At 62.1% G+C, this 23288-nt stretch carries 25 protein-coding genes; 17 read left to right on the top strand and 8 right to left on the bottom strand.

Annotated elements, in window-relative coordinates:
* Positions 1-89: 89 nt before the first annotated feature.
* The 4 genes from BV106_RS11620 to BV106_RS11605 all read right to left on the bottom strand — a co-directional run bounded on the left by BV106_RS11620 (position 90) and on the right by BV106_RS11605 (position 2517).
* Positions 90-551 (bottom strand): hypothetical protein, encoded by a 462-nt coding sequence (locus BV106_RS11620; protein WP_265595573.1) that lies wholly within the window; start codon positions 549-551, stop codon positions 90-92.
* Between the two features lie 11 nt (positions 552-562).
* The gene (locus BV106_RS11615; protein WP_265595572.1) at positions 563-1357 is read right to left on the bottom strand and encodes a hypothetical protein; all 795 of its coding nucleotides are present in this window, start codon (positions 1355-1357) and stop codon (positions 563-565) included.
* A gap of 235 nt (positions 1358-1592) precedes the next feature.
* Positions 1593-2189, bottom strand: coding sequence for a hypothetical protein (locus tag BV106_RS11610; protein WP_038164614.1), 597 nt, complete (start codon positions 2187-2189; stop codon positions 1593-1595).
* A 91-nt stretch (positions 2190-2280) separates the two neighbouring features.
* Positions 2281-2517 (bottom strand): hypothetical protein, encoded by a 237-nt coding sequence (locus tag BV106_RS11605; RefSeq protein ID WP_038164612.1) that lies wholly within the window; start codon positions 2515-2517, stop codon positions 2281-2283.
* 89 nt (positions 2518-2606) lie between these two features.
* Here BV106_RS11605 and BV106_RS11600 point away from each other — a divergent pair, with 89 nt between their 5' ends.
* The 5 genes from BV106_RS11600 to BV106_RS11580 all read left to right on the top strand — a co-directional run bounded on the left by BV106_RS11600 (position 2607) and on the right by BV106_RS11580 (position 6382).
* Positions 2607-2828 (top strand): hypothetical protein, encoded by a 222-nt coding sequence (locus BV106_RS11600; RefSeq protein WP_038164610.1) that lies wholly within the window; start codon positions 2607-2609, stop codon positions 2826-2828.
* A gap of 134 nt (positions 2829-2962) precedes the next feature.
* Positions 2963-3259 carry a hypothetical protein gene (locus BV106_RS11595; protein ID WP_265595571.1) on the top strand — a complete coding sequence of 99 codons (297 nt, stop codon included), beginning with the start codon at positions 2963-2965 and terminating at the stop codon, positions 3257-3259.
* A gap of 12 nt (positions 3260-3271) precedes the next feature.
* A complete protein-coding gene (locus BV106_RS11590) occupies positions 3272-4225 on the top strand; it encodes a DUF488 domain-containing protein (protein ID WP_265595570.1) in 954 nt (317 codons plus the stop codon).
* Between the two features lie 16 nt (positions 4226-4241).
* Positions 4242-5066, top strand: coding sequence for a hypothetical protein (locus tag BV106_RS11585; RefSeq protein ID WP_038164604.1), 825 nt, complete (start codon positions 4242-4244; stop codon positions 5064-5066).
* A gap of 560 nt (positions 5067-5626) precedes the next feature.
* On the top strand, positions 5627-6382 hold the full coding sequence (locus tag BV106_RS11580) for a hypothetical protein (protein WP_038164602.1): 756 nt from the start codon (positions 5627-5629) through the stop codon (positions 6380-6382).
* Positions 6383-6909: 527 nt separating this feature from the next.
* On the opposite strand, the gene BV106_RS38345 is transcribed toward BV106_RS11580, so the two are convergent.
* The 4 genes from BV106_RS38345 to BV106_RS11560 form a co-directional block, all read right to left on the bottom strand.
* Positions 6910-8391, bottom strand: a complete 1482-nt coding sequence (locus BV106_RS38345; RefSeq protein WP_265595569.1) for a hypothetical protein — start codon at positions 8389-8391, stop codon at positions 6910-6912.
* 812 nt (positions 8392-9203) lie between these two features.
* Positions 9204-10652, bottom strand: a complete 1449-nt coding sequence (locus BV106_RS11570; RefSeq protein ID WP_265595568.1) for a DUF1080 domain-containing protein — start codon at positions 10650-10652, stop codon at positions 9204-9206.
* Positions 10653-10815: 163 nt separating this feature from the next.
* Positions 10816-12078 (bottom strand): M14-type cytosolic carboxypeptidase, encoded by a 1263-nt coding sequence (locus tag BV106_RS11565; RefSeq protein ID WP_051945672.1) that lies wholly within the window; start codon positions 12076-12078, stop codon positions 10816-10818.
* A 209-nt stretch (positions 12079-12287) separates the two neighbouring features.
* Positions 12288-13514, bottom strand: a complete 1227-nt coding sequence (locus BV106_RS11560; protein WP_265595567.1) for a prolyl oligopeptidase family serine peptidase — start codon at positions 13512-13514, stop codon at positions 12288-12290.
* A gap of 814 nt (positions 13515-14328) precedes the next feature.
* On the opposite strand from BV106_RS11560, the gene BV106_RS11555 reads away from it, so the two are divergent.
* From BV106_RS11555 to BV106_RS11500, 12 genes are all read left to right on the top strand, one after another.
* Positions 14329-14883 (top strand): GNAT family N-acetyltransferase, encoded by a 555-nt coding sequence (locus BV106_RS11555; RefSeq protein WP_265595566.1) that lies wholly within the window; start codon positions 14329-14331, stop codon positions 14881-14883.
* Positions 14884-15059: 176 nt separating this feature from the next.
* Positions 15060-15410 carry a VOC family protein gene (locus BV106_RS11550; RefSeq protein ID WP_038164600.1) on the top strand — a complete coding sequence of 117 codons (351 nt, stop codon included), beginning with the start codon at positions 15060-15062 and terminating at the stop codon, positions 15408-15410.
* Positions 15411-15432: 22 nt separating this feature from the next.
* Positions 15433-15846, top strand: coding sequence for a hypothetical protein (locus tag BV106_RS11545; RefSeq protein ID WP_038164598.1), 414 nt, complete (start codon positions 15433-15435; stop codon positions 15844-15846).
* Positions 15847-16166: 320 nt separating this feature from the next.
* Complete coding sequence (locus tag BV106_RS11540) at positions 16167-16727, top strand: hypothetical protein (protein WP_265595565.1); 561 nt, start codon at positions 16167-16169, stop codon at positions 16725-16727.
* A 91-nt stretch (positions 16728-16818) separates the two neighbouring features.
* Complete coding sequence (locus tag BV106_RS11535; RefSeq protein WP_038164594.1) at positions 16819-17244, top strand: hypothetical protein; 426 nt, start codon at positions 16819-16821, stop codon at positions 17242-17244.
* A gap of 28 nt (positions 17245-17272) precedes the next feature.
* Positions 17273-17683 (top strand): hypothetical protein, encoded by a 411-nt coding sequence (locus BV106_RS11530; protein WP_038164593.1) that lies wholly within the window; start codon positions 17273-17275, stop codon positions 17681-17683.
* A gap of 651 nt (positions 17684-18334) precedes the next feature.
* Entirely contained in the window at positions 18335-18961 is a 627-nt protein-coding gene (locus BV106_RS11525; RefSeq protein ID WP_038164591.1) for a DUF4375 domain-containing protein, read from the top strand.
* 41 nt (positions 18962-19002) lie between these two features.
* Positions 19003-19524, top strand: coding sequence for a hypothetical protein (locus BV106_RS11520; protein WP_038164589.1), 522 nt, complete (start codon positions 19003-19005; stop codon positions 19522-19524).
* Positions 19525-20357: 833 nt separating this feature from the next.
* On the top strand, positions 20358-20714 hold the full coding sequence (locus tag BV106_RS35460) for a hypothetical protein (protein WP_051945669.1): 357 nt from the start codon (positions 20358-20360) through the stop codon (positions 20712-20714).
* An 82-nt stretch (positions 20715-20796) separates the two neighbouring features.
* A complete protein-coding gene (locus BV106_RS11510; RefSeq protein WP_038164587.1) occupies positions 20797-21273 on the top strand; it encodes a YcxB family protein in 477 nt (158 codons plus the stop codon).
* 365 nt (positions 21274-21638) lie between these two features.
* Positions 21639-21989: a hypothetical protein gene (locus BV106_RS11505; RefSeq protein WP_038164585.1), complete on the top strand. Its 351-nt coding sequence runs from the start codon at positions 21639-21641 to the stop codon at positions 21987-21989.
* A 566-nt stretch (positions 21990-22555) separates the two neighbouring features.
* Entirely contained in the window at positions 22556-23176 is a 621-nt protein-coding gene (locus BV106_RS11500; RefSeq protein ID WP_038164583.1) for a hypothetical protein, read from the top strand.
* Positions 23177-23288: the final 112 nt, after the last annotated feature.

The raw sequence follows: 23288 nt of genomic DNA, 5'->3' as shown, positions 1-23288 counted from the left end.
AGCTCCTCCGCAGGCAGCGTCGTCAACTCGTCTTGCAGGATCGCCATGGTCATAGTTGTCGTCGTCATCACCCTCATCATTGTCGTCGTTCACGCCGCCTCCTTCCGTGCAAAGGTCAGCAGCGCCCGTCCCTCCCGCAGCTGCCAGAAGCGGCCGCAGAATGTGCGCGCCAGGCGCAGCAGTGCCTCCGTGCCCACCTTCTGCCGGTGCAGGATGGGGGCGCGGCGCACCGTGATGATGCGCCCCGCAATCGTGATTTCCCGCAACCCGGCCCACGCCGGCACCACCGCCAGCGGCAGCACGCCCTGGGGGCAGGTAAAGTAGAACGCCGCCGGCCCCTCCGCATCCCCACGGGCCAGGCGCTCGTGCTTGTCCCCCTTCAGGTGGTCGCGCTGGAAGTCCCCGCGGCAGGTCTTGATCTCGTGCTCCATGGCATAGCCCATCTCCGTGATGGAATAGACGTCACACTCCCACCAGTGCGGGGGCGTGAAGTTCGGCGCCACCAGGCCGTGCCCGCTGTCGCGCAGATGCCGCCACAGGGCGTGCTGCATGTCCGCCTCCGTCATGCCCCCTCCTTCCGCGGCTTGTTTCCACGCACCAGCTGCTCCAGCTGCTCCAGCAGCGCCTCCATGCGGGCGTGGTGTTTGGGGCCGGACTTGACCAGCTGGGAGGGCTTCAGGTAACAACGATCCATCCCGCTCCGCTCCGCCGCCTCCTGCAGGGTCAGCCCCGCCGCCGCCGCCGCTTCCTGGATGCGATCCTTCAGCGCCAGCACTGACGCCAGATCCCGGCGGCGCTTCTGGCCCGGTGCCCACTCTGACTCTTCCAGCAAAGGTTTCATCGATCCCCGGCGCAGCGACACCCGTCCGCGTCTGGCGGCGGCGGCCCGGGCGTTCTTCCTGGCCCTGGCACTCGCCCGGGCACTCGCGGTCCCCTTCACATTCCCCTGCGCCTCATGGGGGCCGACCCCGCTGGTGCGCGCGTCCGTAGCGGAGGCTGCATTCCTGTTCCCCTCCCCGTCCGCATTGGCACCCGTATCCGCATCCACGCTCACATCCATCTCCTGGTCCACATCTGGCCCCGGCGTGGAGGAGGCCGCCTCCCCGTCAGACGCCCCCTTCCCCCACCCCGGGAGCAGGCGGCCCCCAAGACGACGCCCCGTCGGGGCCGAGTCATCCGTGATCATCTTCACCAGGCCGCGACGCCACAGGGCGAAGTGGATCTTCTGCAACACGGTGTCGCCCCCCGGCATGTCCGTCCATCGCAAGCCGCGGAACCGCTGCTGCCACACCGGCGTCGGGTCCGAGAAAGCGGCAAGAGCACCGCCAGAGGCTGAAAGAGTGGGGAATGGGGACATAGGTAACAACAGAACGAGGGGGTTGGTTTGATGACAGCTTCGCGAGACACATCCCGCTCACCTCCACCCCGGCGGGCCCGCGCAACCGCCCGCCGGGGTGTTTTGTTTTGGTTTGGTTTTGGGGTGGGAAAGTCTGTCTCGATGAAATCACATCGACGCACGGGAGTGCTGGAGTCGCGCGACTGACGCACTGGCCTACTGAATTACTGAATTACTGAATTACTGAATCACCGGATTACCGGATTACCGAACTCCCGGAATTCGCTGCCAGCATGCACTGGCGCACATGCCAGAAGTCATGATCCTCCGCGCAGGTGGCGTCATCGCAGTGCTCACGCTTCTCCGCGATCGCCGCCGCGTACTTCTGCAGCAGCTCGCGGATGCCCTCGCACTCCTCCGCGTCGAGGTCCGGGTGGCGGCGCTCCTTGCGGCAGCGCACCACCTTGCCGATGAAATAACCCATCGCCTCCACCTCCTCCCCGGAGAGGATCGCCGCATCCGTCTCCTCCGTGTGGCGCTCGTCCGCCCAGAGCAGCTTCTGCAGCGGCAGGGAGATTTGCTGCTCCGCCAGCTGCAGGGCCGCGTCCAGATCACTCCAGCGCGCCATCTCCGCATGCCGCGTGGCCGCCCGCAGGCACAGCTCCGCCTCGATCAGGCGCGCGCGTTCCGTCTCGAACCGCGCATTGGCCAGCAGGCACCCCGGGAGCTCAGGCACCCCCGGCAGACTCTTGAGCAACATCTCGAACCCCAGGCCCGGTTTGAACCAGGGCACAGGCTGGGGCTGAGGTTGCGACTGCGGTTGCAGTTCCGGATCGTTGATGAGGAGACACATATGGGGAGGGTTCGAGGTTCTTGGTTCTTCGTTCTTGGTTCCTGGTGCTGGCTACTTGGTGCGTGCGGGGGCGGTCGTGCGGGCTGCGGCGCTAGGGCGGCGCATCCCCGGCGGGCTCGCTGCCGTCTTCTTGAAGTTTGGCATTTGAGTTTTGAAGTTTCCCCCACCCCTCCCCCACGGAGATCTTGCCCCGGGTCTCGTACTCGTGGATCACCCGCAGGAGGCCCAGGCGGAGCAGGTCAGACATGCTCAGCTGGGTGCGGGTACGGAGGCGGAGGGCGCGGTCCCGCGTCTCGGGGTCGATGCGTGTGGCTGCGATAATGCTCATGCAGACGGTTACGAATAGTTACAAATGATAACGCTACAGGTCAATAGCTTTTTGTTGCGAATGTTAACGGCGCTGGCAAAGGGGAGCGTATGGCCAAGACCAACCTCATCGGGCTGCGCGTGGAAGACGCCGAGATCGCGCGTTTGAAGCGCTTCACCCAGAAGACCGGCATTGAGGGCGTGACCCTCGCGCGGGCGGCACTGGCTGCAGCGCTGGATTATTTTGACGCAAACGGGCGCATCACGCTCCCGCTCCAGATCCAGCCCGAGCAGGCTGAGAAACCGGGTTCCGATTCAGGTGGAAAAAAGTAGTACTGTTCACACGAACAGTTTGCCTTCGACTCGTCTGAATGCAATGTTTTGTCGGTAGCACCGGGTATGACCCGGTCTGACCCAGTAGCACCGACAATCAACTTATTTGAACCATGTCTTCGAAGAACCGCTCCATGAAATTGCCCCCCGATCTTGCCGATGCCGCCGAGCTCCGCGCCAAGGCGCTGGGCTACGCCTCCTGGAGCGCCTACATCAAGGCCCTCATCCGGTATGACCTGGTCGTGCAGGGGCACCACACCCTCACCCTGCCCTGGTCCCACCAGCCCCCAGACAAGCAGGACGAGATCGACGCCCACCTGCTCACGCTCACGAAGCGCGGCGCCGGCGAGCGCGGCCAGCTCCTGGAGCACATCCTCGAGCGCGTGCGCGACCCCGCCCGCGTCGTCGAAGGCCTGCGGGAAGCGGCTTAGTTCGGTGAGGCGGTGAAACCTGCCACCACCTTCGGTTGCGAGTGCTACACGCTTGGACTACTTAATTACATGCTTTTCGAACGGCAAAAACGCCTACTGGCCCTAACTGATGCCCTCGGGGGTAGCGTGGGAAATCTAGATTTCCAGAAACTACTCTTCCTCTTTTGTAAGGAGGTCGAAGATTCACCATCTTTTGATTTCGTGCCCTACCGATTCGGAGGGTTCTCGTTTACCAGCTACGCAGACAAACGTAAACTGGTCGCCAACGGCATGCTCGCTGACGAGGAACGGAGCTGGAAAATTACGCCCACTGGACGCGCTACAGCCGCAAAGGCTGGCACCATCCGGATAAAGATGGATCTGTTTGCACGAAGGCAGAAACATCTTCGCGGGGACGCCCTTGTGGCGGAGGTTTACCGGCGTCATCCTTGGTATGCGACCCGCAGCGAAATGGCCGAGCGCATTCTCGCGGGCGATAGCGAGACCTTGGCCGCCATCACAGCTGTCCGTCCAGTGGCAGGACAGCCTGGCATTTGCACCATTGGCTACGAAGGCCGCAGCCTAGAAGACTATCTGAACCGCCTTCTACGGCAAGGCGCAACACTCCTTTGCGATGTGAGACGCAATCCCCTCAGTCGCAAATACGGTTTCTCAAAAAGCACCCTGGCAAGGGGGTGCGAAGGCGTTGGCATTCGCTACGAGCACCTGCCCGAGCTAGGAATCGCTTCGGAGGAGCGCAGGGAACTAAACACACAGACCGACTACGATGAGCTCTTTGCCGTGTATGAACGGGAAAGCCTGCCCAAGCAAACCTCCGCCCTCTCACTCATCCGCAGCTGGGTAGCGTCTGGGCAACGTGTCGCACTGACCTGCTACGAACATTTGCCGCATCAGTGCCATCGACATTGCGTCGCCAGAGCACTAGAGCGGGACTTCGGGCCCACTTTCACGCCCACTCATCTGTAGCCCTCTCGCAATTCCCATGTCTCGCGAACGCATTCTCATCACCGTAAAGACTTACCCAACTCTCTCGCGGAAATATGGCGAGACTGTATGCACAGCAGGGGTTCGAGAAGACGGCTCGTGGGTGCGTCTCTATCCGGTTCCATTCCGGCGGCTGCATGAGGAGGAACAGTACAAAAAATACGACTGGGTAGAGTGCGACGTGGTCCGAAGCAAAAAAGACCCCCGGCCCGAAACCCACCACCCGGTTGACATGAAGCAAATGGTAACCGCAGGCCACGTCGGCACCTCAGACAACTGGCATACACGGCGGAAACTCCTCCTTCAGCAAGCCAAGGTTTACACGCGGCTCCAGACACTGATTGATGGAGCAAAATCCAACCAAATCTCTCTCGCAATTTTCAAACCCACCAAAGTTCGAGCGTTCATTTGGGAAGAGGAGGAAGAACGGCAATGGAATCCCACCAAAATCGCGGAGATGCGCGCCCGCGTGGATCAAGGCGACCTCTTTTCCGAAGAGGCATGGAGGGAAAGTTTCTCCTTGGTGCCCAAACTCCCGTACAGCTTTTCTTACCGGTTCGAAGATGAGGCGGGAAAAGCAAGCGAACTTCAAGTTCTGGACTGGGAGGCCGGCGCACTCTACTGGAACTGCCTAAGACGCTGCCACAACAACGAAAAGCAGGCCCTTGAGAAGGTACGAGAAAAGTACTTTGGCGACTTCACCCGCAAGGACCTCCATTTCTTCCTCGGTACCACCCAAGAGTATCACTTCCGAGCGCCAAACCCCTGGGTAATCATCGGGGTGCTTCCTATTCCCTATGAGGACCAGATGCACTTATTGTGACCCACCTGCTCACCCTCACCCGCGCCGGCGAGCGCGGCCAGCTCCTGAAGCACATCCTCGAGCGCGTGCGCGACCCCGCCCGCGTCGTCGAAGGCCTGCGCGAAGCGGCTTAGTTCGGTAAGAGGTGGGGGGTGGGGCGGTAAGTGGTGGGGGCCGATGGACGGCAGGTCGGTAAGGGGTGATGATCCACAGCTCGCCCCACGGGAAGCTCGTGGTTGCGTTCGTGCGAACGCGGATCCCCAAGCAGCCCCGCCCCGCCCCAGGACGCTCCCGCCCCTCTACCGTAGTTTCCAAGATCCCCACCGCCCAAGAGCCGGGACGGCTCTTCTACATTCCCAGCACGCCCCCGCCACGGCCGTAGTCCGACGGTCTCCGTCGGCTCAGTGCGCCGGAGCGGTTCGCGCCCAAACACCCAAACCACTCCCTTCCGCCTCACTCCCTTCCGCCTCACTCCCTTCCGCCTCACTCCCTTCCGCCTCACTCCCTTCCGCCTCACTCCATCACTCCATCACTCCATCACTCCCGCCCCCCGATTGACAGCCATGCTACCGTCGCCATCTATGCGTCAGTTTTTCCTCGCAGTTGTCACGTTCACCCTCCTTTTTTCCGTTTCGTCCTGCACCCGTACGCTGGCCGTCGCCAGCACCAGCCCCATCAAGCCCGTGTACCAGCAGGGCGTGCCCGTGCTGAAGTCGCAAAAGAAGCACCACGTCACCGCAGCGCTGCTGACAGACACCTTTGGCGCCGAGCTCTGGCAGCTCCCCGCCGTGTACATCGGCTTCGCCAACCGCAGCCGGAGCACCCTCGACTTCTCCACCGCCAACGTCACCGCCACCTCCGGCGGCAAGAAAGTCCGCGTCCTCACCGCACAGGAGCTGGAGCGCAAGATCAACACCCAGGCAGCCCTGCTGGCCCTCGCCACCTCGATGAATGCCGCCTCCCAGACCATCGCGGCGAGCGCTCCGCAGACCACTTACAGCTACGGCAGTGCCAGTGCCTATGGCAGCGGGGGCTACGCACACGGTACCTACTCCGGAGTCTCCACCACTTACAATCCCGCCGCCTCCGCCGCCATCATCGCTCAGATCAACGCCAACACCAGCAACCAGCTCACCTCCATCGCCGCAGCTCGTGACGGTCACCTCAACGATCTCTCCACCATGCTCCGGCGCAACACCGTCGCCCCCGGGCAGATCGCAGACGGAGTCATCAAGATGTGGTCCCAGGACATTCGCAGCCAGAAGCCACTCGTCCTGAGCGTGACGATCGACGGGGAAACCCACGAGTTCCTCTTTGACGTCAACGTCAAGGGATGAGCGCTCCCTCCCCGTCGCCAGACGACCGCCTCACGCCCCTGCTCCCACGCCAGGGTTCTAGCACCTCACAAGCGCCACCAAAGCGGCGGTTCCCGCGCGCACTCCCAAAGATGCTTCGCATCCAGACTCTGGGAGCAACAAGTCTGCCGCCCATCACAGAGCCTCCGACACCGGAAGGCCCCACAACCATCAAGCCACCACCTCGCTCCCAACACCTGGCGGCGCAGCCGCTGTGGAGTGCGTGCGTGAAGCGCCGCTTTAGGGAGTCCTGTTGAGGTTCGAGCCACCAAAACGCCCGACCGAAGCCCCCCCTTCACCGACCCAGCAGACCCCCTCCCTGCTCCCACGCCAGGGTTCTATCCCCTCACAAGCGCCGCCAGAGCGGCGGTTCCCGCGCGCACTCCCAAAGATGCTTCGTATCCAGGTGATGGCACTGCTTGGTTCAGAGCACGTGCCAGAGCCTCCGACATCGTAGGCACCTCACCCCGGACACACACCTCCGCCTTGTGTCGCCTACCACTTACCACTTACCACTTACCACTCACCGCCCTCGCCCCCTCCCCCACCACATCGCGCCGTACCTTCAGCCGCCCCAGCCCGTGCTCGCCGATCAGCCACACCTGGATCTTCCCCGGCTTCTTCAGCAAACCCGCGGGCACCACCAGCGCCCCCTGCCGGCGCTGTTCCTCGGTGACAAAGTGAGAATGCCGCCCATACGTGTCCGCCTCGTTCGAAAGATAGACCGCGATCACCTTCAGGTTCGTGGAGCCAAAACGCACCGGCCACGCCTCGGACATCGACACCCGCCCTGACTCCGGCAGCTTCAGCTCGAGGTCGCACACCGCGAACTCGCACGCCTGGCTCACTGAACCATCTGGCCGCACCACCTGCGCCGTGTAGTCCCCGCAGCGGGTGAACGTGCGCTCCACCACGCCCGCACCCTTCAGAGGCACCTCCTCCACCACCTCCCCGCCGCAGCGGATCACCAGCGTCTTCACCCCCAGCGCATCGCGATCCATCACATTCATCTTCACCGGCTGCCCCTTTTGATACGGCACCCGGTCCCCCAGATCCAGCAGCAGCGTGCGATTCACCACCGGCGCCTTCGCATCCATCTCGTAATTGGGGAAGCCCAGCGTCTCCGCGCGGTTCGCCCCGCGCCAGGTATTCAGATCCGTCACGCGGAAGAGCTGCTTGTTCCGCGTCGCCAGATGCGCATCAAACGCCTCCGCCCGCCGCTCCGTCACCCTCGTCGTCGGCGGCCGGCTCTCCTCCACCAGCACCGTCGCCACCCGGCCCGCCGCATCCCGCGTCACCGCCGTCACCAGCTCCACATGCGAACCCGAGGTCTCCGTCTCATGCGGCGTGTAGATCACATCCCCCACCTGCGCCGCCTGCGCTGATTGCGGACTCACCAGCACGATCCCCTGGCTCACCCCCGGCCCATAGCGGCGGCTCACCTCCGGCAGACCGCACTGCAGCGCATAGCTCGTGTAGGAGGAGCACACCGCACCGTAGAAGCCCGCCGCATTCGCCGTCTTCCCCGCCAGCGTCTCCGTGTAGAGCACACTGCGCGGATTCTCAACCGCCGCCAGGAACGTACGCAGCCCCACGTCAAAACCAATGTAACGCCCCACTGACTTCACACTGGAGTACGGCACCCCCGTGTACTCCCGCCCCTTCTCAAAAAAACCGCCACTGCGGTTCGGCATCGTCTCCGCCACCGGCGTCCACTTCACGCGTGAGAGCAACCGCGCCCGCTCCGCCGCCAGCACCTGCCAGTCCTGAGGCAGTGGTGCCGATGCGGGCGCCGGATCCGCCGCCTGCGTCACCGCCGACCCCGCCAGCATCCCAGATATCAAAAACACCCGGACCAGCGAAGGAAACACGGCAAACTTCATGGTTCTCACCAATACGGCCGCCGCTACCAATTCATGCGGATCATTGCCTTGAAATCCCAACACCGAGTCATCGGGGACCGCGCGCTTCCAGCGTGCCGGCTTCTGCATCTTGCAGAAGCCCTCAGTCGAACGTCCTCGCGACACCGGAAGGCCCCACAACCCTCAAGCCACCACCTCGCTCCCAACACCTGGCGGCGAAGCCGCTGTGGAGTGCGTGCGTGAAGCGCCGCTTTCGGAAGACCTGTTGAGGTTCGAGGACACTCCAATCGCCATCGGAGCTACACCGTCTCCCGCCCTGCTCCCACGCCCAGGTTCTATACCCTCACAAGCGCCGCCAAAGCGGCGGTTCCCGCGCGCACTCCAAAGATGCTTCGCATCCAGATGCTGACACTGCTTGGTTAAAAGCACGTCCCAGAGCCTCCGACATCGTAGGAACCTCACCCCGGACACACCCCTCCGCCTAGTGTCGCCTACCACTCACCGCTTACCGCCCTCGCCCCACCCCGAACCCGGAGGGTTCACCATGAATAGCCAGGGGTCGACCGAGCGGAGCGAGGGCTACCCCTGGAAAACGCCCACCCGCCACTCTACCGCGGAGCGGTAGGCCCATCGCGGTCGAGGTCTGCGTGGGCGCATCTCGGGAAGTGCGTGTGGGGTTCGCAGGGCGATAGGACTACCGCTCCGCGGTAGAAATTTCCAATCCACCCACCATGGGTTGCGTTCGCTACGCTCCCTTCACCCATGGCTATTCATGGCGAACCCTCCGGGTTCATGACATAACGCGCAAAAAGGCACCAAGCACCAAGCACCAAGCACCAAGCACCAAGCACCAAGCACCAAGCACCAAGCACCAAGCACCAAGCACCAAGCACCAAGCACCAAGCACCAAGCACCAAGCACCAAGCACCAAGCACCAAGCACTAAGAACCCTTCTTCACCTTGAAACTCCGGAACTCCACCGGATCACTGTGCCCGGCGAACCCGATGTACCCCTTCCGCACGTCCAGGCCCTTCGGCGGCTTCGGCATCTGGCTCCGGTCAAAGGAGTCAATGTCCACATCCAGGATCTTCGTCCCGTTCAGCGTCACCTTGATCTTCTGGCCCTGCACCTCGATCTCCTGGAAGTTCCACTCGCCTGCCGGGCGCAGGTAGCCGTGCTTCGCCCCCGCGCAAAAGTAGAGCGAGCCGTGATACTGCTCCGGCTTCAGCCCCGGCTTGCCCGCCGCAGCTTGCTTCGCGTTGTACCCATCGCTGTCCAGCACCTGGATCTCCAGGCCGTCCGCGGCCGAGTGCCCGCCCAGCGGCGTGCGCAGCGCGATGCCGTTGTTTCCTGCAGGCGGCAGCTTGAACTCAATGCGGATCTTCCCGTTCTCAAACTCCTCCTTCGTCAGCAGGTCCCCGCCCTTGCCCGGCTTGCACACGATCGCGCCGTTCTTCACCTCATAGCTGTCCACCGCGCCCTGCCAGTTGCTCAGGTCCCTGCCATTGATCAATTCCACGAACCCCTCCGCATCCTGCGCCGCCAGCTCCTTGTTCGCCTCATCAGCCGAGAGCTCACGCACAAAGACATTGCGCCAGCGGATCTCGCTCCCGTGCGTCTGCAGCTGGATCGGCCCCTTGACCGCGATTGGGTCGGGCATGTACCCGTTGGGCAGCTTCGATGCCGCAGCCGCCGCCGCCTGTCCCTGACCCGCCGCCGGCTTGCCATAGGCCAGGTAGCCCGACTTCTTGTTGGCAAAGAAGTTCTCCAGCGGCGCATTCTTCACCACCACCTCACCGTTCAGCTTCACCGTCACGCGCTCGCCGATCATCTTGATGTGGAACGTGTTCCACTCACCGAAGGCCTTGTCCATGCGCTTCAGCGGGTGCTTGCCCTCCTCGCTCTTGTTATTCCATAGACCGCCGGAGCCCTTGTCCGCGCCCAGCTTGAACTTTGCCTCCTCCGTGTAGTCCCAGATCTGCACCTGCGGGATGCCGCGCAAGTAGATGCCGCTGTCCCCCAGCGGGAGCATCTTGTAGTCCACCCACAGCTCGATGTCGCCGTAGTCCTTGTCCGTCGTCAGGTACAGACCCTTGCCATCGTTGACCAGCTCCCCGTCCAGCACCTTCCAGTGCGCGTTCACGTGGTCCTCACTCACCTTGCCCTTGGCATCCGTCAGCCCGCCTTCCACAGATTTCTTCTTGTAGTCCGCCAGCTCCGCCGCCGTCATCGCCTTGAGCTCCGCCGGATCCCGCGTGCCCATGCCGAACCAGCCAGAGAGATCCTTGCCATTAAAAAGCGCCGTAAATCCCGCCGGCGGCACGTTGTTTTGACCAAAGGCAGCCCCCGCCGTCAAAGCGAGGAAGAGGAAGAGAGAGGGTGCTTTCACGATGTTATGGAGTGTTGGATTGATGAAATACTGAAACGATGGAGTTGTGGAATACGGGAGTATTGGAGTGCTGGAGAAATGGAGTATCGGAGTGATGCTGGATGAAAACACCGCAGAGCTCACTGACCGCGCCACTGAATCACTGGTTTACTGAATTACCGAATTACTGAGTTACTGCTGCGAACGCTTCCGCCAACCCCCCGCCAAACGCCAGCCAACCCCTTCCCATCGCCGGCTCCTTGAGCCCCGCGATGTAGTTGCAGTTGAACTCCAGGATCGCGGCATCCACGCCGTAGCGGGCGAACCAGCCCTCCCCCAGAGATCCCGGGTTGCGGAAGCTCGGCTTCGAGGAGCCCTCCGTGAACCACGTGTGCGCCCGCAGGCTTTTTTCAAACGCCAGCATGCGCGCCAGATGCTTCTCGCCCTCCGGCCCCTCCGGGCGGCTCAGGTGCAGCAGGCCGTTGCCATCATTGTGCAGGTCCAGCGCCAGCGCAGGCCGGCGGCCCGCCTGGATCTCCGCCTCCAGCCAGCGCTCCAGCGCCGCGTTCTCCGGTGCCAGTTGCGGATCCGCCGGCTTGTCCCACTCGCGGTTCAGATCCTTCCCGCCCAGGTTAAACCTCGTACCCCCGCGCTCCACGCCGTCCTTGTTCGCCATCGGCAGGATGCACACCCGGTACTGCGCCAGACACTTCTCCGCCAGGGCATCCCCCTTCAGCAGGCGGCGCACCAGCCCCTCCACCACCCAGTTCCCCGCCGGCTCCCAGGGGTGCGCCCGGGCGCGGATGAAGATGGTCTTGGGGGCGGAATCCCGACCCACGCGCAAGATCTCGATCTGGCGGCCCTGCACCGTCTTGCCGATCGGCGTCACCTGCACCAGCGGGTTGGACTTTATTTCCTCGAGCAAGCGGTTCAGGTCAGACAGGCGGTACGGCTCCGCCCGCGCCACAAAGAGCGACTCCCCCGGCATCTCCAGCGTCACCCGCACGCGACCATCCTCCGGCGACTCCGTGGGCACCGGCGTCCAGTTCCGCCCATCCTGCGACACCACCACCTGCTTGATCTCCTTCCCCACCGATCCCGGCGTGTTGTTCCACACGTTTTTCAGGTTCACGAACTCCAGCGTCACCCGCCGCCCCTTGGGCGCCTGCAGGCGGAAGTGGAAATGCCCCGCCGCCCGGTTCAGCGAGCTACGCTGGTGGTCATAGTTCAAGTTCACCATCACCGTGCCATCCGCAGCGAACTCATACCACAGCGGCGATGCGTTCTCGAAGCTCGTATCAATAAAGTCCACCGCCCCCGGCTGCACCACAGGTGCAGGCTTCACCGCAGGCGCAGCCTTCGCCGCCTCCTCAGCCGCCACCACAACAGTATCACGAACGACCGCGCACAGCGCCGTCAGGAGCATCACAGAAGCAAAGCGGTTCATATTCTTAAAGAAAACGAAAGATCACTAAGGCCGGCACGGCGCCAAAATTTCAAACTTCAAACTTCAAACTTCAAACTTCAAACCAAGCACTCTCTACTCCATCACTCCTGCACTCCACCACTCCGTATTCCAATTTCATCACTCCCCATGCCTAATTCATCATTCCCCACTCCATCACTCCATCACTCCGCATTCCTAATTCCTAATTCCTAATTTTTGTATTCCCTCCCCGCCAGGTCCATGAAACAACCCCAGTCATACTCCGTCAGGTTGTGCTTGCCCGTACGCAGATGGTAGCCCATGCCCCCGCCCTGCACAGGCGCATCGGGATTGGGGAACGTCTTGCCCGTCAGCCCCTCCAGGCCGTAGAGACGGTACACCGGGCTGGCATACACGCCGGAGAGGAACTCATTCTTCGGGTGCGCCCAGTCGTCCTCCGTCGCGCTCGCGATGTACAGCACGCGTGGTGCGATCAGCGCCGCCAGCATGTGCTGGTCCACCGGCAGTTCGTCCTCGCGATCCGCAAAGGCCTTGTAGTTTCCGTTAAACCAGTGCGGGAACACCCGGTTGATATCGCGGATCTTCTCGCCCGTCTTGCCCCGCGCCAGCGCCGCCCCCGTGGAGCCCGAGTCATTGCTCACCACCATGGCGAACCGCTCATCCTCCGCCCCCGCCCACAGGGCCGTCTTGCCCCCGCGCGAGTGCCCCACCACGCCCACGCGCTTGGCATCGATCCCCGCATCCGTCACCAGATAGTCCAGCGCCCGGCTCGCGCCCCAGGCCCAGGCCGCGATCGTGCCCCAGGACTCTCCCGTGCGAGGTGCCGTGTCGAACGCCTTGAACACCCCGCTCTTAAACTCATCGTGCTTGTCCGGCGCCACATCGCCATTGTAGAACGCCGCCGCCGCATAACCCCGCGCCACGATCTGCTCCGCCGGCCAGAAGGGGCTCTTCACCGCCCTCGTCGGGTCGATGTTCGCCGCCGCTGGGCGATTGCAGATGAGCAGGAAACACGGCGCCGGTTTGTTCAGCCCATTGGGGATGAAGAGCACCAGCTTCAGCGAGCCCTCCCCGCCCGGTCCGTGCCAGGAGATTTTGACCTGCTTGCGCGTCGCCTTGCCCTCCATCGCGTCCGGCGCAGAGTCGATCACCTCAAACTTCAAGCCCTCCGGCCGCCCCACCGGTGCCCGGCCATAGATATTCTTGCGGAAGAGTTCCAGCACCTCCGTCCGCCGCGTCTTTTCCCAGGCCTCCTTCGTCGTCACCTTCTCCCCGCCCAGCGTCACCAGCGGATCCGGCAGCTTCAGATCCACCGGAGCCGCAGCCACGGCCACAGCCACCGGCTCCGCCGCAGGCAGCATCGGCAGAGCACACGCCACAGCGAGCACCGGCAAGAGAAAGGGCAACACAGGAAGCTTGAAGGAAGTCGTGGGCATCGTCGTCATGATCATCACAAAAGTGTCAGAAAGCGTCAGAAAGCATCGCGCCAGGAAAACAAGCAACGCGGGCAGAGAAAAGCGCACCCAAGCCGCCACTTCTTGCCACCACCGTGCATGAATTTCACGCGGACCCAACTCCCCACCTCACCAGCCCCGCCACAGGCGTAGTCCGGTTGTGCCAACCGGCTCAGTCGCCGGAGCAACACAACGATCACCCTCCAGAGCCCGGCCCGACCTCCCGCCACCTCAGTCGCACGTCTCCCGACCCCGCCCGCTACTCAATACCAAGAGCCGGGACGGCTCTTCCACATTGCTCTCAACACACCATCCAAGACTCCTCGAACCCGCAACGTCATCACCCCGCTTCGCCTGAGTTCCCGGCAGGATGCAGCAGCCTCCGTCAAACGTCCTTCCGACATCGGAAAGCCCACGATCCTCAAGCCACCCCAACGTCCCCCGCCCCCTGGCGAAGAAGTCGCTGTGGAGTGCGTGCGTGAAGCGCCGCTTTCGCCTGCCTGCTGCGCATCCTCCGGAGTACGGTGCACCACAGCAGCAAGGGCGGAGCTATGAGCCAGCTGACTGACGCAGCCGAACCCTCCGGGTTCATGAGCCAACTCACGCGACAAAACTGCCCACTGCCCACTGCCCACTGCCCACTGCCCACTGCCCACTGCCCACTGCCCACTGCCCCCCCCAAATCCGGAACCCGCTTGCAAAAACCCCTGCCACAGCAACCTTGCTCCCAGCGCCCACCACTCCACCACTCCACCACTCCGCAATCACCCCCGTGAGTCCCCGCTTTCCCAGTTCCTTGACCACTCGCAGGCTTCACCTCCGGCGTCTGCACCGAGCCGATGCCCAGGCCCTCTGCGCCTACCGCTCCCAGCCTGAGGTGGCTCGCTACCAGTCCTGGACCACCTATGGCCCCGATGACGCCGCGCGACTGCTCGACGACCAGCAGGACAGAGACATCGGCACCCCCGGCACCTGGCTTCAGGTCGCCATCGTCGAGACCTCGTCAGGCCACTTGGTCGGCGACTGCGGACTGCACTGTCTGGAGGACGAGCCGCAGCAGTTTGAGATCGGCATCACCCTCGCCCACGACCACCACGGAAAGGGCTACGCCACCGAGGCGCTCGAGTGCTTGCTCCACTACCTGTTCACCACCCTGTCTGCCCGCCGCATCACCGCCACCACGGACGTCCTGAATGAACCCGCCGCCGCCTTGTTCAGACGGCTCGGCTTCCGACAGGAGGCGCACCACATCGAGCATCGGCCCTACAAGGGCACCCTCACCAGCGAGTTCGTCTTCGCCCTTCTATCGCGGGAATGGACAGCCAGATCGCACTCCCATCAGCAACCCTGACGACGACGCCAGCCGCGTCAACTTCATGGCCGAGGGCGATTGGCGCGCAGACGCATCCAGGCGCACCCGCATGAAATACCACCGCTACTTCGAAGGCAAACGAACCCTAAGTTAGGCGGGAACATGCATCTCCTGCCCAAAAGCCCCTCCTTACGGAAAACCACCCGACTTGCGCTATGAAGATCACAGAATTTTCCTTCATCGGCTACCCCGTCACCGACATGTCCCGTGCTCGTGCTTTCTATGAGGGCGTCCTGGGGCTCACCTGCACCACCCAGCGCGAAGCGTCCTGCGAGTATGAGGTCGGCCCGCACACCCTCCTTCTCGGTTGCGGCCCCATGCTCAAGCCCTCCAGCGACGGTCCCGCCCTCGCCTTCGAAGTCGCGGACTTTGACGAAGCCATCGCCCATCTCAAGCAGCACCACGTCACCTTCCTTGGCGAGCCCTTTCAGAGCCCCATCTGCCGCGGCGCCTTCATCCTCGATCCCGATGGCAACAAGATCGGCATCCATAAACGCAACGCGTAGTGCGGGCCGAGACACCTCCGTCATGACCAACAATCGCACCCTTTTGCAAGGGGAAACGCCCACCACGCCCTTTCGCCCGCCCTTGACCAGCAAGCAACGGCAGCTGTTCATCGGATTGATCGCCACGTACCTGGCGGCAAGTTTCCTCCTCGCACCGCGCCCCATTCCAAGCGAGCGCTACTTCATGATGGAACCTCCCGGAGGCTATACGCTCACACTCATGCAAAACGGAAGATTTACCAAGACCAGCCAGAGCCCGATACACATCTACTACAGCTATGACCTCAATCAAACCGGCACCTGGAAGTCAGTGGGTGAAGACCTCATCTCGCTGAAGCTCGATGCAGGATCGCGCCGTGACCGGGGATTCCGCGAGCCAGTAACGTTCAAGCTCAATCGGGAAGAAAAGACCTTCTTCTGGCACCGCCCTGAATAGGCCGCCGCTTGGAACTTAGGGAGCAATACCGGAAGCTCAAGGGCAACGGGTGACCGGGGATACGGAATCGACGCAGCAGGGCACTCACAGCGCCCCCCTTCCCAAGCAGGCCGAAAGCCTCCCAGAAGGTAGCCAGGGGTCGAGGGAGTAACACGACCGAATACCCCTGGTACCCGCCCGACTATTGAATGCATCCTGAAGGGATGCCAGAATCGCGGCCCACCAAGTGACACCGGCTTCCAGCCGGTGAGTGCTACCGGCGTCCCGCCGGTTCAGTCGCAGCTCCAACCTGTCCGTCCTCCTCTCAACCGCCCCCCGCCTTGAAGTACACGCACGCGATCGCGACGACATTTTTTTGCTGCACGCATGCTGTTTATCTGCATGTTTCCTTATGCTTGAGCTCTGATCCTCAAGTTAAGACACCAGCACAACACAAGGTAGAAAGCAGATCCAGCATGTCCTCCGACGGCAAACCACTTTGGGGATTCCGAAAGATCTTCTTTCTCATCGGACTGTTGTTTGGTGTTTCCGCGATCTGGACGGTGGTTGACCTGCTTCAGCCAAGCGAACGTTTCGCTGCCCTCAACCCACCAGGTTCGCCGAATCACACCACCTTAGTCGTGACGGTTCCCATCAGCGCACTCCTTTGCGTTGCCAACCTTTGGTACTGGATGCAGTTGCGTCATGGTCGTTATACCCCACGAAACTGGGTGATCGGCTTGCTCCTGCTTCTTCCCACCCTGTTCATCTTGCCATTGGGCATCCTTTGCATCGTGAACTGGTGTGCCACCACTTGCAAATCTCTGTTCTACACGCCCAACAGAAATCCACCGCCCCAGAAGATGCAGGTCACAAGGGTTCCACCAACATTCACCGAATAGCGATCCGGCTTTGCGCTGCAGCACCTTGAAAGCCGGTGGCGGACCACCAACAGTGAGTCGCCCCTTCATCCCATTCAGCACGCCACTCAACATGTCTCCCAAGGAAGAAGCCCAGCGACTTGTAGACTCCTCACTGCCTTTTGCAGAGCAGATGCTCACACAGCATGGTGAGTTCTTTCCGTTTGGTCAGGTCATCGACGTTGGCGGAAATATTGCACACCATGCTGGCTATCCTGGTGGGGAACAACCGCCATCCCTTGATGTCATCGACGTACTTCAGAGAGCTTGGAGGCGGATGGCAGAAGAGGGCAGCATCAGAGCCACCGCCCTCACCTACGACATTCGCACCACCCCACCGGGGCGCTCCGAGAAGCAGGATGCCATTTGCATCGCTATCGACCACCGCGACACCTACTCGGTTCAGGTAATCTTCCCCTATACGATGGTCGACGGAGCGCCAGACATCGAGCCCCCCTTCGCCGTCGAGGGCAGCTATTCCATCTTCGGATCCGCTTAGAAATCACGCTCAACTCCGCAGCCCCCCAATGAATTCACAACCCTCCAACGAAGCATTTCGTGAAACCCGTTGGCTGGTATGTGCCTTGCTTTCCGCCAAGGTCAAAGAGCCCGATCAGCTTCTGGCAGTGATGGAGGCCTCCGTCATTTCTCGCGGGGGCACCGTGGCAGGACGACTGCTCCAGAGGCGCGGAGCCTCCCGCTCCAACCGACCAGGCGGAACGAAGCGCATGGAGCTGCCGCTCACACAGAGAACCCTTTTCGGCAGCGGGAAGACCGCCGAGTTAATCGCCCTGGCCCACTCCACCAAAGCCACGCACCTGCTTGTCTACAACTCGCTCACCGATGGTCAGAAGCGTACACTCGCCGACTCGACTGGGACCATCGTCCACTCCTTCCTTGACGATCCGCCGTTTTCCGAGTCTGCTTTTCCACCGTAAGCCAGCACCGACGCAGCCCCTCATCAGGAGCCGGGTCATATAGTACCAGATCTGCCACCTGGAGGTCTTCACACGACACACTCTCCACTCACCTCATCCCTGGCTGCACCTCCTGGCAACACCCCAGGTTTCAGGACATCACAAGAGCCACCAAAGCGGCGGTTCCCGCACGCACTCCACAGAGGCTTCACATCCAGGCGTTGGGAGCACCGGATCTGCAGCGCATCACATCCCTTGCGATGTCGGAGGCACCGCATGCACGTCAGGTGAAGAATCTGACGCGCCCAGTCGTCGACACATGGACATGACGCCAAAGCCCCCAAGGAGCGGCGGTTTGTGCTTGCACAACCGCCGCCGGTTGGCGGAGGAAGTGTGCGTCCAAAGAAGAAGGCAGCGGCAAGACCACATAAGGCGATAGCTGTTTGGCGATCGAGCACTCCGCTGCTCCTCGGCGGTTTTGCAAACACACATGCATCCTGAAAGGACGCCAGAATCACACACCGCACTCACGTCCCCACCGCCACCTTCCTCCTCATCGCCCTCTCCCTCCCCTCGTCGCACACGCTTGCAAGCCCCGTCGCCACATTGTAGCGTTCACCAGGATCTTGACAAAAATTCAGGCACACTAACCAACGCCCACCTCACAAACCGATGTCAAAACCGCCCCATTCCAAGCCTGCGAGCCCTGCTTCGGGTTCGCCCGTGCTGGATGCCTGGGCACTGGTGACCAATCTTGAGAACCAGGGCATGGACGCGCACGCAACGCTTCACAACACCGCCCCGCACATCACTCCCACGGCACCCCTATCAGCCGACGGCATACCCCTCATCCCACGCGACTGGGTCGCCGGTCTACCGCCCGACAAGATAGCCGCCATATTCTATGATGCACTGTTGAGCGCCGCCGGACGCGAGCGTGCAGATTGGGACCTGATGTGCCAGCGCTTTCACGACTTGCCCCCACCGTGGAGACTGGTCTATACCGTTTGCAGTTTCCAAAACCAGGTCGACAACGGCGGACTCGATCAGTTCTTCTACAACGGGCAGGGTGAGTTCGATGACGACACGGAACGGGATCTTGCCCTGCTGGGCACCGGCAAGCTCCTCGCGTTGTTCGTTGCAGCCCGTCGCATCTATTACGCCGCACCACCAGACAGAGCAGACCGCATCCCCGAACTGGAGGCATTGACCGACGAGTTCTACGCTCAACCGAAGGCCCCCTATCATCTCGTAGGCGAGCACATTCTCAGCAACCAAGGCATCTACTGCTGCGACTGATAGCGGCACCACCTGCCTCCCCCGACGCCTCCCCCCCACAGATGAACATCACCGCCAGAGAGCACTACCGCAAAGGCCGGCTGCTTCCCTTCGTCTCCTGGAAGATCGATTCGGTGACCACATTCGGAGACTACGAAGTGGCCTTTGACCTCCCGCGTCTCCAGGTGGTGCGCTCAAAGGGCAGCAGCTCAGAAGTCATCGCGCAGATCCGTGAAGGGCACCAAGGACGCAAGCTGTCGGAATTCTTCGGCACCGTGGAGTCCAATAGCTTCCTCGTGACCAAACGAAAAACAGACTGGCTCTCCGGCATGTCCGGGAACGTCACGATCGACATCACACAGAAGGATTCCGGATCAACCCACTCCCACCTGGTCATGCGAGGCGACTTCTTCAACAGCTTCAAGGTGGAGCACATCCTCGACCTGAAACTTGCCCAGGATGATCGGGCACACCATTGCCGCTTCAAGGTCGCGGGCACCTGTGCCGCGGAACATCAGGACCTGGCGGAGGTGCTGGCCTGCCTGCTGCTTCATCACAGCGAGGAGTCAGGACCGAGCACTTGAACGTACGCCCGCATCGATATGATGCTTCAACAAGATATAGAACTTGGCCGGAGCTGATCCCGTGTTGCCTGTTTTCACAACGGCAGCTCCACGCCAACGGCGTGATACAAAATAGCCCGGGGTCAGACCGCGAAGCGGTCGCCACCCCGGGTATTAAGAGATAGCGATGGAACTCCAAGGGAGTTCTACAAACCGTCCAGATTACCCGGAGGCGCCTCTCCTACATGCGGTGGACACCTCAGGGATGCGGTCACGGTTTGTAGAACTCACTTCGGAGTTCAGCCCCCCGCCCGTGTACCCAGGGTGGCGGCTCGTACCTCGCCTGACCCTGGGCTACTTTGTTTGACGCCCTTGGCGTCAGAGCACCCTTGTACGACAACGTCGCCCCCTAAACAGACACGCCTGCACACCACGAGACCCAGCTCCCCCTTCCTCATCCACCCGCGAGCCTCCACGCAGGTCGAAGGCCTTCCAGAAGGCAGCCCGGGATCGAGGTAGCAACACGCCCCCCCTTGGCACCCGCCCGATGACACGCATCTCCAGCGAGTCAGTCCCACCGCCACCGAATACAATACCGAGCTAAAGCTCTGCGCTACTTTCCTCATCCACCAGCGAGCATCCACCCAGGCCGAAGGCCTTCCAGAAGGTAGCCAGGGGTCGAGGGAGTAACACGACCGAACACCCCTGGTACCCGCCCGACTATGTGAATGCATCCTGAAGGGATGCCAGAATCACGCACACGCTTGCAAGCCCCGTCGCCGCGCTGTACCATTCACCTGCAACTTGCACAAACCACGCACAGGTCTCCACGAGCCCCCCTCACTCCCGCCCCCATGAGCTACTCCGTCCATATTGTCCGACAAACAGCCGAAGGCCAGGAAGACCCCATCTCGCTGGACGAATGGAACGCCTACATCGAGGCAGACCCCGATCTGCAGCGCCCTGAACCCGGTCACCCGAACTACAGCGATACCCTGGTCCTGCTCCCGGCAGAGACGGACAGCCCAGAGGATTGGCCCTGGCTCGCTTGGTCCTCCGGCAGCATCTCCACCGACTATCCGCAGCAACCCATGCTCAAGAAAATGGGCCAACTGGCCCTCCACTTCGGAGCCATCGTGATGAGCGATGACGGCGATGTCTGGACCATCGATGAGAACGGCAAGGTCTCCATGTCGACGGAAGGGTACTGAGCAGATCCAGGTACTTCCAGCCGCCCTGCCCGTGACACCGGCTTCCAGCCGGTTCAGACTCCACTCCCCGCCCCCCCTGAATATGAAGCTGGTCAAACTCCGCTACACCGAGCCCCTCATCCGCAGCGCCGTGTGGCCCTTCTGGAGGCGCGCCGCCGGCTGGCGTTATTTCCTCGGCATGGCCTTGCTTCTCGCGTCGATCATCTACTCCGTAGCGCACGGCGACCGCTCCTGGTGGGTGGGCGTCTCCGCTACCGTACTCTGCCTCGCCATCGCGCTCTACTTCGTTCACTATCGCGGCGCCATCACCCGCTTCCGCCGCCTGCGATCACCCGAGGCCACCTTCGAGGCCGGCGCAGACCGCTTCCGCATCACCTCCGATGTCGGCACCTCCGAGCTTTCCTGGAGCACCGTCACCGAGATCTGGCAGTTTCCGGACTATTGGCTGCTCTTCTTCTCCCGCGCCCAGTTCATCACGCTCCCCCTCGCAGACCTCGACCCCGAAGCGCAAGAACTCATCCTCGACCGCGCCAAATCCCACGGAGCCAAAGTCTCCTGACATCGCGCCCATTGGGAGTTTCAAGGCCCCTGGGCTCACTTGATCACGGCAGCGCTTTTGTCCATACGCCCACTTTTCGCCTCGCCCGGCTGTCTGCTCCGCGTTAATGTCTGTCCCGATGCAACGCACCGCGAGACTCCTGCTCCTGTTTGGCATGATGCTGACCTCCCCCAGCATCCCGGCACAGGATCGACCGGACCAGACTCCCAAGGTATCTCCCCAGAAGCCAACCCGATCACTGAGCAAAAGCAATCACGCCGCCTCGCCGCTCCCGCCGTCCGCGCCTGCATTGGGTTTTGACATCTGGACGGCAATCCGCTCACCTATGACGTTGCCCTAAAACTTCCACCCCGCCCCCATTCCCAATGCCCGCCTGCGAACTCAAGCCCTCTGACAAGAAAGCCTACGTCAGCGCCGTCGGCGAAGAACTCGTCCGCCGCCACGGGAAGAAGAAGCACTACCAGCCCAAAGAGGTCCGGGACGCATCCACCGCCCAGGGCTACCCCATCGACTACGTCTGCTGGGCCCATTGCATCTTCATCTCCCCCGGCGACTTCAAGGCCCTGCACGATGCCGCCGGCGAGGCCTGCGACTACGCCGCCATGAAGGCCGAAGTGCTGACCGATCTGGGAGGAGGCACATTTGAGTGGCCAGATATCGACCTCTCCTGGCTCGAATGGCCCGACATCGACCTGTCATCACTGTTTGACTGGTAAGCTTCAGGGGTCAGGGGTAGTTGGAGGCGAGGTTCCGGTCAGCAATCGTCAGGCATTGGTCCGCCATGGGCTCCGTAGTCCAGTGCGTCAGTGGGCAGTGCGTCAGTGGGCAAGGTGTTGCGGCTGATATCGTAGCTCGCACCTCATTCAGCCCACGCATCCTCATTGCCCATCCACCCACGAGCCCACCCGCACTCGTAGCTGCGTTTGTAAAAACGCGGTCAGCGCCATTCCCTCAGCGCTGCCACATGCCAGCACCACCTCCATCCTCCGTCATCATCGCATCCGATCCCTGAAAGGGATCTCTACCACAGCCCAGGGTTGGACGAGCCCTAAGCGAGTCACACCCTGGGTAACCCCCGCCTTCAGGATCAGGTGTGGAGGCCGACAAAACCTCCTCCCACCCCAGCGCCTCCTCCGAAACCCACCCCGCCCCGCGCCACCCACTGACGCGCTACCCACTGACGCGCTACCCACTGACGCACTACCCACTGCCCACTGAGCCCCTAACCTTGCCGCAAAGAACCATGAGCACCGAAAGAGTCCCCTGCACTAAATGCAGCACCATGATCCTCCCCGCCACCGCCACCGCCTACGGCGGGCTGTGCGGCCAGTGTTCCCGAAAGGCGCAAGAAGCCGCGGAACTCGAAAGGCAGGCCCAGAAGAAAAAAGAGGAAGCCGCCCAGCGCATCATCTATGACATCGACGCCATCCTCGGCAGCGACGACTTCATGACCGACCTCGACGGCGCGCTCCCAGAATCCGACGACCCACGTTATTCAAAACTCACCGCCGTCGAGCGCCACCTCAAGAGCCTCGCAGAGTTTCACCGCCGCTGCGGCGGCGGATTCGGCACCCTCGTGGACAACCGACATTTTGAACTCCTCTCACGAGCCCTCAAAGCCGCCCGACAGATCGGCGATTGCCTCGTGCTCGACGGCCTGGCTGAACTCGAACGCACCCTCCTTCGCTACCACTTCCCCCGTTGGATGATCGGGAGCCGGGACCAGCACTACACCTTGCTTTCCGAAGCCGACCATGCCGCGCTCGACCAGGACATCGACGCGCTGGATCACAAGTACTTCACCTACGATGCCGACAGCATCTGGAGCGTCCCCGACTTCCGCACCAACACACGGGAGTATGTCATGAAGCACGCAACCGCCCTCCGCAAACGACGGGCCTGACAAACCAGGGGCCGCTTCCGCCTTCGACTGGAGCCCGTGATCTGGTGGGTCAGCGGGCAGTACATCGGTACGTCTTTAGTCGCGACGTTGGCAATGTACGACGTCAACCTTT

Source organism: Verrucomicrobium sp. BvORR106 (assembly GCF_000739655.1).
Classification (GTDB): Bacteria; Verrucomicrobiota; Verrucomicrobiia; order Verrucomicrobiales; family Verrucomicrobiaceae; genus Verrucomicrobium.
Note: the sequence above shows the minus strand (reverse complement) of the source record. Positions and strands in the feature narration are given on the sequence as shown.

What these genes read in the sequence shown, in the direction of transcription:
- BV106_RS11620 (WP_265595573.1), bottom strand. Translation starts at nt 551, where the DNA reads ATGCAGCACGCCCTGTGGCGGCATCTGCGCGACAGCGGGCACGGCCTG.
- BV106_RS11615 (WP_265595572.1), bottom strand. Translation starts at nt 1,357, where the DNA reads ATGTCCCCATTCCCCACTCTTTCAGCCTCTGGCGGTGCTCTTGCCGCT.
- BV106_RS11610 (WP_038164614.1), bottom strand. Translation starts at nt 2,189, where the DNA reads ATGTGTCTCCTCATCAACGATCCGGAACTGCAACCGCAGTCGCAACCT.
- BV106_RS11605 (WP_038164612.1), bottom strand. Translation starts at nt 2,517, where the DNA reads ATGAGCATTATCGCAGCCACACGCATCGACCCCGAGACGCGGGACCGC.
- BV106_RS11600 (WP_038164610.1), top strand. Translation starts at nt 2,607, where the DNA reads ATGGCCAAGACCAACCTCATCGGGCTGCGCGTGGAAGACGCCGAGATC.
- BV106_RS11595 (WP_265595571.1), top strand. Translation starts at nt 2,963, where the DNA reads ATGAAATTGCCCCCCGATCTTGCCGATGCCGCCGAGCTCCGCGCCAAG.
- BV106_RS11585 (WP_038164604.1), top strand. Translation starts at nt 4,242, where the DNA reads ATGTCTCGCGAACGCATTCTCATCACCGTAAAGACTTACCCAACTCTC.
- BV106_RS11580 (WP_038164602.1), top strand. Translation starts at nt 5,627, where the DNA reads ATGCGTCAGTTTTTCCTCGCAGTTGTCACGTTCACCCTCCTTTTTTCC.
- BV106_RS38345 (WP_265595569.1), bottom strand. Translation starts at nt 8,391, where the DNA reads ATGCAGAAGCCGGCACGCTGGAAGCGCGCGGTCCCCGATGACTCGGTG.
- BV106_RS11565 (WP_051945672.1), bottom strand. Translation starts at nt 12,078, where the DNA reads ATGAACCGCTTTGCTTCTGTGATGCTCCTGACGGCGCTGTGCGCGGTC.
- BV106_RS11560 (WP_265595567.1), bottom strand. Translation starts at nt 13,514, where the DNA reads ATGCCCACGACTTCCTTCAAGCTTCCTGTGTTGCCCTTTCTCTTGCCG.
- BV106_RS11550 (WP_038164600.1), top strand. Translation starts at nt 15,060, where the DNA reads ATGAAGATCACAGAATTTTCCTTCATCGGCTACCCCGTCACCGACATG.
- BV106_RS11545 (WP_038164598.1), top strand. Translation starts at nt 15,433, where the DNA reads ATGACCAACAATCGCACCCTTTTGCAAGGGGAAACGCCCACCACGCCC.
- BV106_RS11535 (WP_038164594.1), top strand. Translation starts at nt 16,819, where the DNA reads ATGTCTCCCAAGGAAGAAGCCCAGCGACTTGTAGACTCCTCACTGCCT.
- BV106_RS11530 (WP_038164593.1), top strand. Translation starts at nt 17,273, where the DNA reads ATGAATTCACAACCCTCCAACGAAGCATTTCGTGAAACCCGTTGGCTG.
- BV106_RS11525 (WP_038164591.1), top strand. Translation starts at nt 18,335, where the DNA reads ATGTCAAAACCGCCCCATTCCAAGCCTGCGAGCCCTGCTTCGGGTTCG.
- BV106_RS11520 (WP_038164589.1), top strand. Translation starts at nt 19,003, where the DNA reads ATGAACATCACCGCCAGAGAGCACTACCGCAAAGGCCGGCTGCTTCCC.
- BV106_RS35460 (WP_051945669.1), top strand. Translation starts at nt 20,358, where the DNA reads ATGAGCTACTCCGTCCATATTGTCCGACAAACAGCCGAAGGCCAGGAA.
- BV106_RS11510 (WP_038164587.1), top strand. Translation starts at nt 20,797, where the DNA reads ATGAAGCTGGTCAAACTCCGCTACACCGAGCCCCTCATCCGCAGCGCC.
- BV106_RS11505 (WP_038164585.1), top strand. Translation starts at nt 21,639, where the DNA reads ATGCCCGCCTGCGAACTCAAGCCCTCTGACAAGAAAGCCTACGTCAGC.
- BV106_RS11500 (WP_038164583.1), top strand. Translation starts at nt 22,556, where the DNA reads ATGATCCTCCCCGCCACCGCCACCGCCTACGGCGGGCTGTGCGGCCAG.